This is a genomic window from Staphylococcus sp. Marseille-Q1834 (assembly GCF_916858875.1).
GTDB classification, from domain to species: domain Bacteria; phylum Bacillota; class Bacilli; order Staphylococcales; family Staphylococcaceae; genus Staphylococcus; species Staphylococcus pragensis.
Genome location: NZ_CAKASN010000002.1, coordinates 565,449 through 579,145 on the forward strand (window position 1 = coordinate 565,449; position 13,697 = coordinate 579,145).

Sequence of the window (13,697 nt, forward strand, 5' to 3'; positions counted from 1 at the left end):
TTAAATCTCCTCCTAAATTAAATGTCCCATTTTTAATTTTTTTGTTGTCATATAGTCATGGTTATGTGCTGTTTCTGGAACTATAATTTCCGTACGATCAGCTACTTTAATACCATACTCTTCTAATCCCTCAAACTTCTTAGGATTATTGCTTAATAAATTAACTTGTTGCACATTAAAGTAATTAAGAATACGAGCTGCAATGTGATAATCACGTAAATCTTCATCGAAGCCTAATGCTAAATTGGCAGTTACTGTATCGTGCCCTTGTTCAATCAACTCGTAAGCGCGCAATTTATTGATTAAGCCAATTCCTCTTCCTTCTTGAGGAAGATAAATAATTAAACCACCATGCTCATTAATGTAATTCATAGCTGCATCTAATTGTGCACCACAGTCGCATCGTTGACTATGGAAGATATCTCCTGTTAAACAAGCAGAATGAATTCTTACATTTTCAGTACTACGTGGTTCTCCTTTTGCAAGAACAACGATTTCTTCATCTGTTAATGAAGATTGAAAACCATACATCTCGAAGTCGCCATTATCTGTTGGCATATTGACACGTGCTTTTAATTCAACATCATTCGCTTTTTTTTTACGATATTCAACTAAACTTTCAATAGTAATCATTTTTAACTGATGCTTTTCCTTAAACGCTATTAAATCTTGACCTTTTGCCATTGACCCATCATCATTCATAATTTCACAAATGACACCTGCGGGTTGTGCACCAGTTAAAATAGCTAAATCAATTGCTGCTTCTGTATGACCCATTCTTTCTAATACACCATTATCTTTGGCAATTAAAGGGAATAGATGCCCAGGTCTATTAAAGCTCTCTGGCGTAGATTCTGGATTAATTAGAGCGCGCGCAGTAGCCATACGATCAAATGCGCTAATCCCTGTTGAGGTCGATACATGGTCAATACTTACAGTAAAGTTCGTACCATAATCATCTGTATTTCTATTCACCATTGATACAAGATTTAATCGATTTGCAATTTCATTACTGATAGGTGCGCAAATTAATCCTCGTGCATGTTGTGCCATAAAATTAATCGTGTCATCTTTCATCCATTCTGTTACTGCAATTAAGTCGCCTTCATTTTCACGATCTTCATCGTCTACTACGATAATACTTTCGCCTTGTTTCAAAGCTTCAAGCGCTACATTGATGTCATCAAACTTCATATTATGCCCTCCTAAACTCCTAAAAACCAAATGCTTTTAATTTATCAATTGTTAAATCTGAATCTTTTGCTTTTACAATATTCTCTACATATTTAAAAAGTACGTCTGTTTCTAAATGGACATTATCGCCAATCTTTTTAGAGAAAAGAATAGTAGAACGTCTTGTTTCAGGAATTAAATGTATATCGAAACTGTTGCTACGCAGGTCAAAGACAGTAAGACTGACACCGTCTACCGTTATGGATCCTTGTTTCACCATTTGACTCATTGTATGTGACGGTGCTTTAATCGTCACAATACGTGAATTTGGTGTTTCATTCACTTGTGAAATTGTACCTACTTCATCCACGTGGCCTAAAACAAAATGTCCACCAAAACGCCCATTTCCTGCCATAGCACGTTCTAAATTCACTTCATCATTTAATTTTATATTTGATAAGTAGGTTTTATTTTCAGTGCCTTTAATAACTTGCACAGAAAAATAATTACTGTGGAAGTCAATAACTGTTAAACATGCGCCATTGACACTAATTGAGTCGCCGATGTGCATATCCTCTAAAATGCGTTGACACGCGATATCTAACGTTTTAACAGACTGTTGCGTACGAATGTTTTTTATAGTACCTATTTCTTCAACGATACCTGTAAACATATTTATTTCACTTCTTTCGCAATGTCATTTTAATATTTTGGTAAATTAACTCTGTAGAAATGATTTCAAATTGAGTGGCTTCGTTTAAATCAATTACTTTCTCTGTTTGATAAAATTGATATTGACCGGAACCACCTATTATTATCGGGGCATAATAAATAATAAGTTGATTAACATAATTAGTTTGGAGAAATTCTGAAGTAACATGAGGGCCTGCCTCAACAAGTAGCTTACCAACACCTTTATCGTAAATATCAGATAAGATATTTGCTAAGTTACATTCAGTTAAATTTATAATTTTGATATGTTCAGATGGACTGCTAAGCGATTGATTTTCCGTATAAATCCAAATTTCACTAAAGTTGTCTTGGAACATTTGTTTTGTGAAATCGATATCACCACTTTTCGATAATACAATTCGAATTGGATGTTTCCCATCTTGAATTCGCGTTGTATATTGTGGGTTATCTGCTTCAACTGTTCCATTACCTGTTAACACAGCATCATGTGAATGTCTCAATTGATAAACATCTTGTTTCACGTATTTATTTGTTATCCATTGACTTTGTCCATTATCAGTTGCTTGTTTGCCATCCAAGGACGTCGAAACTTTTAAAGTGATTTCAGGAAGTTGATGTTCTTTCGCTTTGAAAAAGTCTTTATAAAGCATCGCAGCTTCATCTGAAGGTTGATATTCAACTTCAATACCAGCATCTTGTAAAATCTTGTCTCCTTCAGAAGGTAATGTTGTATCCTTTACTGCATAAACGACTTTACTTAGTCCAAATTCAATTATTTTATTAACACAAGGTGGCGTTGAACCGTAATGTGTACAGGGTTCTAGGGAAATATAAATGGTGCCGCCTTTAGCCTTCTCTTGTGCCATATCTAAAGCTTGAACTTCGGCATGTTTATCACCTTGCTTTAGATGAGCACCAAGGCCTACTATACGACCTTCATTTACAACCACTGAACCTACTGGAGGATTAACACCAGTTTGTCCGTCCACCATTTGTGCAAGTTGTATTGCATATTGCATGAAATTACTCAAATTATCACCTCAATAAAAAACCCTATGCCTAGAATCTTCAGTTAGGCATAGGGAGATACATGTATAGTTAAATAAGCTTACTACTAACAGTAAACTATCCATATTTAAATAAACGTCTATTATATCAATAGCGCGGCTTCATTCTTTCTCCCATCCAGACTATTACTGTCGGCTCTAGAATCTCACTAGATCAGCCACTTATAACTTCTTAGTTATAAGCAGGTCGCAGGCTTAAATTACTGCCGGTTGGGAATCACACCCTGCCCCGAAAGAATTACTATGAAATTGTGATAACTTAAGAGTTAATGTAGTTAATTACTACACACTTAATCATACGCTTATTTTTAGAAAATTACAAACAAAGAAATACAGTCTTGTAGACGATTTAGTCACAAAATGTAGATTTTTTCAGCATTAGGTGTAAGTCTATGATGATTCATGATCAAATTCGCTTTGAACTTCGTATAGATAATTCACAGAGCTCACCGCTTGAGTCACAATCATTTTAACACCGTTTCTCAATTTATTAACGCCATTTGTAACTTGACCAATCGCAATCATATTATGCAATGTGCCATATCGCGGACTAATCACTTGATTGGTTTCCGGAATAATTTGAATACCACCCATAGGATGAGCTTGAACTATTTGACGATTTTCAAGATTTAACACTAGTTGATCATCTTCATCTAAATCTGATAGATGGGTTTTAGAACCAGTAGAATTAATTACCACATTATATTGATGGACTTCCGCTTCATCTTTAAATTTTAAATAAAACTGATTGTCCTCATATTTAATATCCTCTAATCCTTTTTTAATGATTAAGGAGCCATCATTTATTAAATCAATAACTAAACGGGCAGTACGAGGAGGCATCGGGTTAGAATTTAATTGAATAATTTTAGTAAAACGTTTATCAAATTCTTTTTGATCACTACGACTGAAACTATTCCAAATCCAATTTAAATTTTCTTTAACATTTTCAATGATACTTTGAAAGACACCTAATTCATCGGGACGATCTAAGTCAAATTGTAAATCTTTAATCGTATCACCTGTTCTACGATGAACCATTCTATCTAATTTAACATTATATAATTCACATTCTAATTTGAATAATTCAAATGCTTTTTCTAATGGCACGTTTCCATAATGTTCCATTTTAATTTCATTGAACTTTTCTTTAGTTAAATATTTAAAATCGATCTCCACCATATTTCCTCGTACACTAGGTAAATTGGCCGATCTACTTGTCATAGTTATTGGTAACTTAGGATGATGCGAAGCGACATAACGTACTACATCTAAACTCGCTAATCCAGTGCCAACTATCGCAATACTATCTGTTTCTTTCACTTCATCTAAGGTATGGTATGTCGGATATGGTGTTTGTATGTATCCTTTTTTTCCTTTTAAATAATATGGATCGTGATATGCAAAAGTTCCAATCGTTAGAAAAATATAATCATATTCTTTCCATTGGGACATATCTTCAGACGTACAGACATAATATTTTAACGTCGTTTCATCAACATCAGAGTTAGTAAATATTTCATGCACTGGTTTATTAATAACATTTAAATTATCAAACATAGTTGCATAATCTGATAAATATGATTTCATATAATGACCAAAGACAAATCTTGGTAAATATTTAGGATTATCGAATTTAAATTCATTCTGATTTTGATACCATTTCCAGAATTCTTCATCATCATCTAAATTTAAACTCATATTTTTAGTAGGTAAATTAATTAGGAGTTGGCTACTGTCATTTTGAAAAGGCACGCCTTGTCCCATATTATCTTCATTATCATAGACATCTACTTTTAACTTCTTGAAGTCTTCATTTTTAACTAACTGTCGTAAAACACTGACGCCAGCTGTTCCCATTCCAATTATTGCTACACGCATTTAACATCATCCTTCTATCTATCTCTCATTCAAAATATAATTGTATTATATCAATGTCTTAAATTAATAGTCTTATTCAAGTATAGCCATTTCTAATTACTTCTAACCATTATAAGATATGGTAGAATCTATTTGAGGTGAAATGATTATGAAATTTTTACTTAAAGTTGCCCTTGTATTTGTGATTGCTTTTTCTTGGTTGAATCGAAAAAATAAAGCTGAATAATTTTTTAATATGATAAAAAACCAGCGCACACAATAGTTTAACAAATTGTGTATGCTGGTTTAATTTTAATTATTTTTGATGTTTAGTATCATCTTTATATACATAAAGTTTGAAATATTTACCTTCTGTTTTCATTTCTTTATAGAAATCCGCAATAATTTCGGCGTTATTTTCAGCCCATTTAATATCTGTAGCATATTGGTGTTCACCAGGGTTTTTAGGATTCCATCTCATACTATAAAGTGTATTTTGATCGCTATGTGATAAATAGTGTTGGTGAATGAAATCTGCGCCACCTTTGATAGCTTTCTCAGGTGTATCCCAACCATGCTTTTTAGCGTATTCTGAACCTGTTTTAATAGGATCTTCATCTAGAGCCCCTACGCCGTAAAAGTTATAATACTTCTTACCGTCAATTTCGACGCCTTTAGCTAAATCACTTTTAACTGAACCTGTTTCTAATAACGCATGTGAAATTAAATAAACTTCATTTACATGCTTTTCTTTAGCGGCACTAACGAAAGCATCAGTATGTTCTAATAAAGTAGGTCTATCAAATAACATACGTTTGATACGATTTTCATCAATACCTTGATATTTTGATAAATCTAAAAATTGATATCTTTGTTTGTCATCATCAATGAATTTACTACTATCCATTGCAGCTTTTATTTCACTCGCTGAAGCATCTCTCCAAGCATTGTTGCTTTTATTAGATACTTGTTGGCTTGTATAGTTATCAATTTGCTTCTCAGCAGCTTTATCTAACGTTACATTTAAATGCTCAACACTTTCTTCTTCATCAACATTTTTGAAAAAAATCTGATCAGAAATCATTGAAAAGAAGACGAAACCAGCTACTACTAAAACAATGAGCAACCCTACAAGTCCTATTATAGAGCCCTTCTTGTGCTTCGTCATATTCACACCTCTTAGGTCATTCTTTTAATCTTAATTAAACTATTTCATGATAAAAAGTTTAACATTATTACTACCTTTAAACAATTTTATAGTTACAATGTTACAAATTCATAAAATAACAGTAATCAAAATGAAACTTAACAAAATAAAAAGTAATGAAATAAGTGGAATTTCATTACTTGGTACATCTATATAAAATTCGTTAGTTATCTAGATCAATCTATATAAAGTTATTTATTCTCATTGCGGTAATCCATCATGATGAAACTCGCAGCTTGTGATCTATTCTTATAGTAATATTGGTTTAAATCAATTGTGCCCTCAACTTCACCATCACGGTACATCATTTCATTTGTGAAATTATTAATCATCACAAATTCAGAACGATCTCTAATAATATCTAAATCATCATTTCTCGCAAAGAAATGTTCAAGATTTAAATGTGCGTAATCCAACTTCATACCTCCCACTTTTTAAATGTCGCATTGTATTCTAATGAACGATTTAATTCAACATTTTATTATATTTTGTCATTCTATGTTTACTATTTAACACCTATTTTTTAAATTACGCAAATGATAATTCATTGTGACTATATTATTCTCTATTTATCCGGAAAATTAATTTATGTATATACATAATCAAGGAGTTTAAATCGTACACATTGAATTTTGAAAAAATTTACGCTAACCACTATAAAATAATTCATTATTTGTTAAAACAATACCATATAAAGTATAATTATGATGAATTTTACCAATTACTTTTAATTAAATTATGGCAGTTATCTCTTATATATGATTCAACTTCCTCTATCACTCTTAACTCATTTCTATATACTCGATTAAAATTTTATCTTATCGACCTTTTTAGACATGAAAAGGTAAAAATTGAAACTATTGATTTAGAAACTGCAGAAATAAATTCTTCTATGAACTCTTTTTATAAACAATATCCTCTTAATTATCTACAAGATGTTCAGTCTCTTCTTCGTCCTCACGAATACACTTGGCTCAAATTTTATATGCAAGGTTATAAACAATATGAAATCGCTAAGTTAATGGGTGTTTCTACTACTACTATTAAAAAGTATAAATCCTTAACTTTTAATAAATTACAAACTTATTATCATGAAGGTGTATAACGTGTTACCCCATAATTCATACCATTTATTATATATTCAAGCTATGTCAGGTAGTTCGCTTAAAACGAAGTGTTGCTTTACAACTTATGACATGGTACTGCCTTTTCCAATAAAAAAGGTACTGATTTATTATTTGGAGCAACATCAACGTTCATATTCGCAACAGGTAAAGTTAGCGAAACGTTTGTTGGCGATTAATAAATTAGTACCATTATATATCTCTAATAAAGTGATTCTTTTTCCAGTGAAGCAACAGCGTGCACCCTTACAAATTTATTTGAATGCTCAAGCAATTATAGGATTAACGTCAACAAGCACCGGAACTATAGTAACGTTTGATAATTTAATCCAGTTTAAAATTAATGAACCCTATACGTTGGTTTATAAGAAATGGCAAGAAAGCTTACTATTATTTCATTTAGTGCAAAAATCTACGCCGTCTTATTAAATTTGTACTCTAGCAACTTCTTAGTAAATAGCGCTGTCACTGATTTAATTAATAACAAACTGACTAAAGCTAATAAAATAGCCCCTATTAAAATTAAAATAACGTTAATAACTGGCATAGAAACTTGAGGATTAACGAAAAAATTTACTGCCGTTAAACTCGTGATAAATCCGGTTAAAAATAAACCTAATAATAATGCATAAACAGTAACCATACCAATTAACATAGCGAATAAAGTTATACTTGAAGTATTTTTCTCTTTAAAAATATATTGCTTTAAAAATGTATTGGCGTACGTCACAGGTTTATTAAATTTATACGCATCTGCTTGTTCACTATGCGTTGCAAGTTGCTCATCAAGTAATCTTTTCTCTTTTTTATTTAGAAACCATAACTGTTTTTTTACTTTTTGTTCAAAGGCTGCTTGTTTCATACTTAGTTGTATCTCTCCTTTTCCTCTCTTACTCATAAATCTTAGCGGAGTTTTTAAAGAGTAGCAAGATGTTATTCTCTTAAAATAAAAGAAGCGAACCAGAAATCGAATTTAACTAAAACGATTTCTGATTCGCTCTTCTTTATTTAATGATTATAAAATTGATAATCCTGAACTTTGAATATCTTTAGCGAAACCTTTTACAGTGTCTACTGATAATTCATTAATGTCACGACCTAAATGTGTGTTTACTTTTTTCACAACATCAGCTGGACATGTAATAATATCAACACCTAGTTGATCAGCTTGAATAACGTTGAATGTTTCACGGCAACTTGCCCATAATAATTTAACGCCTTCTTTGCTGTGTGCTACTTCAACAGATTCTTTGACTAATGGAAGTGGATCTACGCCTGTATCTGCAATACGTCCAGCAAACACTGAAATATAAGTAGGTACACCAGCTGTTACCGCTTCAGTGATTTCTTTAACTTGTTCAATTGTATAAACTGCAGTCACGTTTAAGCGAACATTATCTGCTGATAATTTTTTAATTAATGAGATAGTTGATTCACCTTTAGAGTTTACAACTGGAATCTTAACAAACACGTTGTCACCATATTGTTTTAAGATTTCAGCTTCTTTTTCCATTGTGTCTAAATCATCTGAGAACACTTCGAATGAAATCGATGCATCTGGAATTTCACGAACCGCTTCTTCAGCAAATGCTTTATAATCTGTAACGCCAGCTTTAGCCATTAAACTAGGGTTAGTTGTGAAACCATCCACTTCTTTATTTTTATATGCAGCTTTCATTTGTTCGATATCTGCGCCATCCGCAAATACTTCTACATTAAGTTTAGTCATCTTACTATTCCTCCAAATTAAGTTTTACGAACATAGAAATATATTAATTGTATGAATTTAAATTTCAAATATGTATATTTTGTGATGAACTTTATATATTATTTTCTATTCCGTATAGATAAATGGTTATAAACTATTTATATCATTCTTGGTGTTTGTTAGCGAGTGTTTTGCTTATTTTTGAAAATGCTTCCTCACTATAACGTGCTAGTATCCAATTCTATAAATGTGGTAATATAATGTAATGATGTCGCACAGGAGGTTCAATATGTCGAAATCTAAAAAGTACTTTATTATTTCAGTTGTTTTATTAGTAATAAGTTTTTACTTTAATACATTTAACCCATTACTTAGTAGACAAATTACATCAATAAAACATTTATTAATTGCTTGTAGTCTTCTCAATGTGATTATTCTAATAGCGTCTATTATATTTTCAGATAAAGCCATTAAACATCTTAATTCCAAAAAAGATAAGCTAAGAACTGCAACTAAATTGTTACCTTTTATTATTTTGGTAGTTATTCTGTTCCATATCTTCGCTTCAATTACCACTTTTGGTGTATTTTCTTAAATTTTAATGGTAACTTTGAATGTTCAATAAATCAATTTTAAAATTATAGGTGAAAGTTCATGCAATATATTTTTGTCTTTATCGGTGGAATGGTTGGTGCATTACTTAGATATTTTATATCTTATATAAATAATGGCATGGCATTTCCTATAGGTACGTTAGTAGCCAATTTAGTTGGTGCATTTCTCATGGGATACCTTTCTACTATAGCCATTCAATATTTTAAAGACCATCCTAAGTTCAAGAAAGGACTAACAACTGGATTTTTAGGTGCCTTAACGACTTTTTCAACGTTCCAATTAGAACTTGTAAAAATGTTTCACCATCATTCCTTTATATTATTATTAACTTACGCTTTAGTTAGTTATATAGCAGGAATTTTATTGTGTGGGATAGGCGTAAAATTAGGAGGTCGTACCCAATGATTAATGGCTTATTAATTATGCTGGGTGGTGGTTTAGGCGCAGTAGTAAGAGCTTGGTTAACAGACTTTACGAAAAGTAAATGGCCTTCACCATTACCCATAGCGACACTAATAGTGAATATTATTGGAAGTTTTTTAATAGGATTAACGTTAGGTGTGACACTTAATCATCCATCGTTCAGCTTATTCTTCTCAACTGGTTTTTTAGGCGGCTTAACGACTTTTTCAACATTATCCTATGAGCTGGTCAATTTTATAACACCTAAGTTTAAACCATTACATATTATTAGTTACACAATTTTACAATTTATTATAGGATTTTTAGCTTGTTACCTAGGTTATATTCTTTAGTCCTATAATCTTTTTAAAAATAAATGCTATTCATTGACCATGAAGAAGCGGTCAATGAATAGCTATTTTTGTATTAATGTCCTTCAAATGTATTAGGATCTGGTCCTACCCTTTTATCTTTATTTAATTGATCAATGCGATTCATTTGATCTTCAGACAATTCAAAATCAAACACATTAATATTTTCTTCAATTCGACTAGGTGTAATTGATTTAGGAATCACAATCACTCCATGTTGAATGTTCCAACGAATAATAACTTGTGCTGGTGATTTACCTACTTCTTTACCAATCTCAATTAAAGTTTCATCATTTAGAATTTGAGCATTCATTAATGGTGACCATGATTCCATATAAATTTTTTGTGCATCTAAATATTTTCTCAATTCATTTTGCGTAAAATAAGGATGAAATTCAACTTGATTGATTACAGGCTTAATTGATACTTGAGCTAGTAAAGCTTCAAGATGTTCTGGTTGAAAGTTACTTACACCTATATTTTTTACTTTGCTATCTTTATATAAATCTTCCATACCTTTCCACGTATCAATCATCACTGCTTCATTCGTACCTGGCCAGTGCACTAAATATAAGTCTAAATAATCAAGACCTAATTTTTTAATACTTGTATCATAAGCTTGAGCTACATTTTCGCGACCAAAATCTTCAAAATATAATTTAGATGTGACAAAGATATCTTCACGACTTAAACCAGCCGCTTCAAGTCCTTCTTTAATACCTATACCTACTTGTTCTTCGTTCCCATACACTTTAGCTGTATCAATACTACGATAGCCTGATTCAATTGCATGTTTCACTGCTTCTTTACACGTTTCATCATTTTCAACTCTAAATGTACCTAGACCTAATTTAGGCATGTGATGTCCATTATAAAACTCAATTGTTTCCATTTTATAGACCCTCCCACTATTTATCATATGATTTATTTATAACATGTATGATGTATATGATGATATTATTTTATTCCCTAAAATCTCTCACATTAATACACAAACATGACATTAATAATAATGTGACTCAAACAAGAGTATTTAAAGCATTATTAAAATGAATATCAACACACTTAGGTTAGAATTTCTTTACAGAACTACAGGCATGAAAAAACGCTAGAAAGAATAATCTTCCTAGCGTTTAAGCATTAATTAAATGTTTCAATTTTATCCATAATAGATTGTAACTCTTCAACATTAAATTGAATTCGTCCATGGAACACAAATTTATTAAAGAACTCATCTAATTGTTCAGGACCTACTAAAACTTTAACACTTGAACTTTGTGCATAATTTGAAATCGTTACATCTCCATCATGTTTAGGATTGAAATACATAATAGACGTTGGCGTATATTTCGTACCTAATTGTGTTTGTAAATCAGTCGCTAACTTTTCAATTGCTTCAAGCTGGTCTGAGTAATTTACAAATGATAAAGAAGATTTGTCATCATTCTGATCTAACACCAATGTTTGAGGTGATTTCGGATCTAAATCAAGTGTGTTAAACACTTGTTCCATCATAGGTAACTCTTGGAATTGATTACCACTAATACCATTGTAAACATGCCCTTTTAACAATTGAGAGTCAATAATATAAAGACCAGTACGTGTTAATACTAAATGACTAATGCGTTGAATATCATTAAACTCATTACTTGGTAAAAAGATATTCGCCATAATATGCATATCATCACGTCGAATACGCTTCTCATTCACTAATCGGTCACGAATACCAATTAATCGCATGTCCGTTACATATTCACTTGTATTTTTAGAGAAAAGTTTTAAAGCATCAATTTCACGATTTTTTCCGCTAATTGTGGCATCGAAATCTTCTTTTTGTCGAGTAACTTGTTTCTTGTTTTCGATACGCTCTTTTTCTAAAGCCTCTTCATGCGACTCAAGCATTTGCTTTTCTTTAAGACTGTATTCTTCTTTCGTATTCTGTTTGATATTATTTTTACTTTTCAAGGTAACTAAGAATAATATTAAACAAATGATTGCTACAACAATTGCTGCAATTAAACCAATTTCTATTGGTCCAAATGAATTCATTAAAACAACGCTCCTTCAGACTGTAGACAATTTCTTTCAGTCATTATACTTAAAATTACTTTATCGACAAGCTTACTTCTTTACTATCAATAGTCCTAATTATAATAGAAATGATTAATAATTTCGATATAAAACATCAAATTTTGTATAGAGGTAATTATGCTTGTACAGCATCTTTTAAGACATTAACTTTGTCTAATTTCTCCCATGGTAATAGGACATCAGTACGTCCAAAGTGACCATAAGCTGCTGTTTGTTTATAAATTGGTTGTTTTAAGTCTAACATTTTAATAATGCCCGCTGGTCTTAAGTCAAAGTGTGCTCTAACCGCTTCAACTAATTGTGCTTCTGATACTTTACCAGTATTAAATGTATCAATAGAAATCGAAACTGGTTCAGCTACACCAATTGCGTAAGCTAATTGAACTTCACATTGATCAGCTAACTCAGCTGCGACAATATTTTTAGCTACATATCTTGCTGCATATGCTGCTGAACGGTCTACTTTAGTTGGGTCCTTACCACTAAAGCAACCGCCACCATGACGCGCATAACCACCGTACGTATCTACGATAATTTTACGTCCTGTTAAACCAGCGTCACCTTGAGGTCCACCGATTACGAAACGACCTGTTGGATTAATAAAGAATTTAGTTTCGTCATCAATTAAGCCTTCTGGTACCGTAGGATAAATGACATGTTCTTTAATATCACTTTGAATTTGTTCTAATTCAATATCATCAGCATGTTGAGATGATACAACGATTGTATCGATACGTTTAGGTTTGTCATCTTCATCATATTCTACAGTTACTTGAACTTTACCGTCAGGACGTAAGTAATCTAAAATACCATCCTTACGTACATCTGATAGACGTTTAGCAAGTTGATGAGATAAGAAGATTGGTAAAGGCATATATGTTTCAGTTTCATTTGTAGCGTAACCAAACATTAAACCTTGGTCTCCTGCACCAGTTGCTTCAATTTCTTCTTCTGAAATATCTTCACGGTACTCTAATGCTTTATCTACACCTTGTGCAATGTCTGGAGATTGTTCATCAATTGCAGTTAATACTGCCATTGTTTGATAATCATAACCATATTTTGCGCGTGTATAACCAATATTTTTAATTGTTTCGCGTACAACTTTAGGGATATCTACATATGTAGAAGTTGAAATTTCTCCTGCAATTAAAGCCATACCTGTTGTCACTGTCGTTTCACAAGCGACACGTGCATTTGGATCATCTTTTAAGATTTCGTCTAAAATGGCATCAGAAACTTGGTCAGCGATCTTATCAGGGTGGCCTTCAGTCACTGATTCTGAAGTAAATAAACGTTTATTATAAGTCATGTTTTGCTCCTTTTATTATTTAAATTTACGAAAATTCTCTTTCAAATTGTGAGCTCAAAATAAAAGAGCCCTCT

General features: G+C 31.8%; 16 protein-coding genes and 1 riboswitch. Of the genes, 5 read left to right on the forward strand and 11 right to left on the reverse strand.

Translation table 11 applies throughout. The features are described from left to right. Positions 1-12: 12 nt before the first annotated feature. From ribB to LIX58_RS11875, 6 genes are all read right to left on the reverse strand, one after another. A complete protein-coding gene (gene ribB, locus LIX58_RS11850; protein ID WP_154838281.1) occupies positions 13-1,194 on the reverse strand; it encodes a 3,4-dihydroxy-2-butanone-4-phosphate synthase in 1,182 nt (393 codons plus the stop codon). Positions 1,195-1,213: 19 nt separating this feature from the next. Then, a complete protein-coding gene (locus LIX58_RS11855) occupies positions 1,214-1,846 on the reverse strand; it encodes a riboflavin synthase (RefSeq protein ID WP_226386351.1) in 633 nt (210 codons plus the stop codon). Between the two features lie 7 nt (positions 1,847-1,853). Beyond that, positions 1,854-2,897: a bifunctional diaminohydroxyphosphoribosylaminopyrimidine deaminase/5-amino-6-(5-phosphoribosylamino)uracil reductase RibD gene (gene ribD / locus LIX58_RS11860; protein WP_154838282.1), complete on the reverse strand. Its 1,044-nt coding sequence runs from the start codon at positions 2,895-2,897 to the stop codon at positions 1,854-1,856. A gap of 138 nt (positions 2,898-3,035) precedes the next feature. Further along, positions 3,036-3,174: riboswitch (FMN riboswitch) on the reverse strand. A gap of 149 nt (positions 3,175-3,323) precedes the next feature. Beyond that, positions 3,324-4,814: an FAD/NAD(P)-binding protein gene (locus LIX58_RS11865; RefSeq protein WP_226386352.1), complete on the reverse strand. Its 1,491-nt coding sequence runs from the start codon at positions 4,812-4,814 to the stop codon at positions 3,324-3,326. A 295-nt stretch (positions 4,815-5,109) separates the two neighbouring features. Next, positions 5,110-5,961: an N-acetylglucosaminidase gene (locus LIX58_RS11870; protein ID WP_126566146.1), complete on the reverse strand. Its 852-nt coding sequence runs from the start codon at positions 5,959-5,961 to the stop codon at positions 5,110-5,112. A gap of 230 nt (positions 5,962-6,191) precedes the next feature. Then, positions 6,192-6,416, reverse strand: a complete 225-nt coding sequence (locus tag LIX58_RS11875; RefSeq protein ID WP_103298659.1) for a hypothetical protein — start codon at positions 6,414-6,416, stop codon at positions 6,192-6,194. A 209-nt stretch (positions 6,417-6,625) separates the two neighbouring features. Between LIX58_RS11875 and LIX58_RS11880 the strand changes: the two genes are divergently transcribed. Both LIX58_RS11880 and LIX58_RS11885 read left to right on the forward strand, forming a co-directional pair. Further along, positions 6,626-7,105: a sigma-70 family RNA polymerase sigma factor gene (locus LIX58_RS11880; protein ID WP_154838284.1), complete on the forward strand. Its 480-nt coding sequence runs from the start codon at positions 6,626-6,628 to the stop codon at positions 7,103-7,105. Position 7,106: 1 nt separating this feature from the next. Further along, positions 7,107-7,553: a competence protein ComK gene (locus LIX58_RS11885; RefSeq protein ID WP_154838285.1), complete on the forward strand. Its 447-nt coding sequence runs from the start codon at positions 7,107-7,109 to the stop codon at positions 7,551-7,553. On the opposite strand, the gene LIX58_RS11890 is transcribed toward LIX58_RS11885, so the two are convergent. Together LIX58_RS11890 and LIX58_RS11895 are read right to left on the reverse strand one after the other, a co-directional pair. Next, entirely contained in the window at positions 7,537-7,986 is a 450-nt protein-coding gene (locus tag LIX58_RS11890) for a hypothetical protein (protein ID WP_154838286.1), read from the reverse strand. The two genes, LIX58_RS11885 and LIX58_RS11890, sit on opposite strands and share 17 nt — an antisense overlap. Positions 7,987-8,139: 153 nt before the next feature. Next, a complete protein-coding gene (locus LIX58_RS11895; protein WP_154838287.1) occupies positions 8,140-8,853 on the reverse strand; it encodes a transaldolase in 714 nt (237 codons plus the stop codon). Positions 8,854-9,121: 268 nt separating this feature from the next. On the opposite strand from LIX58_RS11895, the gene LIX58_RS11900 reads away from it, so the two are divergent. The 3 genes from LIX58_RS11900 to crcB (LIX58_RS11910) are packed head-to-tail and all read left to right on the forward strand — an operon-like array spanning position 9,122 to position 10,202. Further along, a complete protein-coding gene (locus LIX58_RS11900; RefSeq protein WP_126566156.1) occupies positions 9,122-9,427 on the forward strand; it encodes a hypothetical protein in 306 nt (101 codons plus the stop codon). 59 nt (positions 9,428-9,486) lie between these two features. Next, positions 9,487-9,852, forward strand: coding sequence for a fluoride efflux transporter CrcB (gene crcB / locus LIX58_RS11905; protein WP_126566158.1), 366 nt, complete (start codon positions 9,487-9,489; stop codon positions 9,850-9,852). Then, complete coding sequence (crcB, locus tag LIX58_RS11910) at positions 9,849-10,202, forward strand: fluoride efflux transporter CrcB (protein WP_126566161.1); 354 nt, start codon at positions 9,849-9,851, stop codon at positions 10,200-10,202. The genes crcB (LIX58_RS11905) and crcB (LIX58_RS11910) overlap by 4 nt, the downstream gene beginning before the upstream one ends. A 73-nt stretch (positions 10,203-10,275) precedes the next feature. Here crcB (LIX58_RS11910) and LIX58_RS11915 read toward each other — a convergent pair whose 3' ends face one another. The 3 genes from LIX58_RS11915 to metK form a co-directional block, all read right to left on the reverse strand. Next, entirely contained in the window at positions 10,276-11,112 is an 837-nt protein-coding gene (locus LIX58_RS11915; protein WP_154838288.1) for an aldo/keto reductase, read from the reverse strand. A gap of 248 nt (positions 11,113-11,360) precedes the next feature. Continuing rightward, the gene (locus LIX58_RS11920; RefSeq protein ID WP_126566166.1) at positions 11,361-12,269 is read right to left on the reverse strand and encodes an NERD domain-containing protein; all 909 of its coding nucleotides are present in this window, start codon (positions 12,267-12,269) and stop codon (positions 11,361-11,363) included. 157 nt (positions 12,270-12,426) lie between these two features. After that, positions 12,427-13,623 carry a methionine adenosyltransferase gene (gene metK, locus LIX58_RS11925; protein WP_126566168.1) on the reverse strand — a complete coding sequence of 399 codons (1,197 nt, stop codon included), beginning with the start codon at positions 13,621-13,623 and terminating at the stop codon, positions 12,427-12,429. Positions 13,624-13,697: the final 74 nt, after the last annotated feature.

Excerpts from the sequence above, each read along its gene's own strand:
- ribB (WP_154838281.1), bottom strand. The coding sequence starts at position 1,194 with ATGAAGTTTGATGACATCAATGTAGCGCTTGAAGCTTTGAAACAAGGC.
- crcB (WP_126566158.1), top strand. The coding sequence starts at position 9,487 with ATGCAATATATTTTTGTCTTTATCGGTGGAATGGTTGGTGCATTACTT.
- LIX58_RS11890 (WP_154838286.1), bottom strand. The coding sequence starts at position 7,986 with ATGAAACAAGCAGCCTTTGAACAAAAAGTAAAAAAACAGTTATGGTTT.
- LIX58_RS11895 (WP_154838287.1), bottom strand. The coding sequence starts at position 8,853 with ATGACTAAACTTAATGTAGAAGTATTTGCGGATGGCGCAGATATCGAA.
- LIX58_RS11870 (WP_126566146.1), bottom strand. The coding sequence starts at position 5,961 with ATGACGAAGCACAAGAAGGGCTCTATAATAGGACTTGTAGGGTTGCTC.
- LIX58_RS11920 (WP_126566166.1), bottom strand. The coding sequence starts at position 12,269 with ATGAATTCATTTGGACCAATAGAAATTGGTTTAATTGCAGCAATTGTT.
- metK (WP_126566168.1), bottom strand. The coding sequence starts at position 13,623 with ATGACTTATAATAAACGTTTATTTACTTCAGAATCAGTGACTGAAGGC.
- LIX58_RS11915 (WP_154838288.1), bottom strand. The coding sequence starts at position 11,112 with ATGGAAACAATTGAGTTTTATAATGGACATCACATGCCTAAATTAGGT.
- LIX58_RS11865 (WP_226386352.1), bottom strand. The coding sequence starts at position 4,814 with ATGCGTGTAGCAATAATTGGAATGGGAACAGCTGGCGTCAGTGTTTTA.
- crcB (WP_126566161.1), top strand. The coding sequence starts at position 9,849 with ATGATTAATGGCTTATTAATTATGCTGGGTGGTGGTTTAGGCGCAGTA.
- LIX58_RS11855 (WP_226386351.1), bottom strand. The coding sequence starts at position 1,846 with ATGTTTACAGGTATCGTTGAAGAAATAGGTACTATAAAAAACATTCGT.
- LIX58_RS11900 (WP_126566156.1), top strand. The coding sequence starts at position 9,122 with ATGTCGAAATCTAAAAAGTACTTTATTATTTCAGTTGTTTTATTAGTA.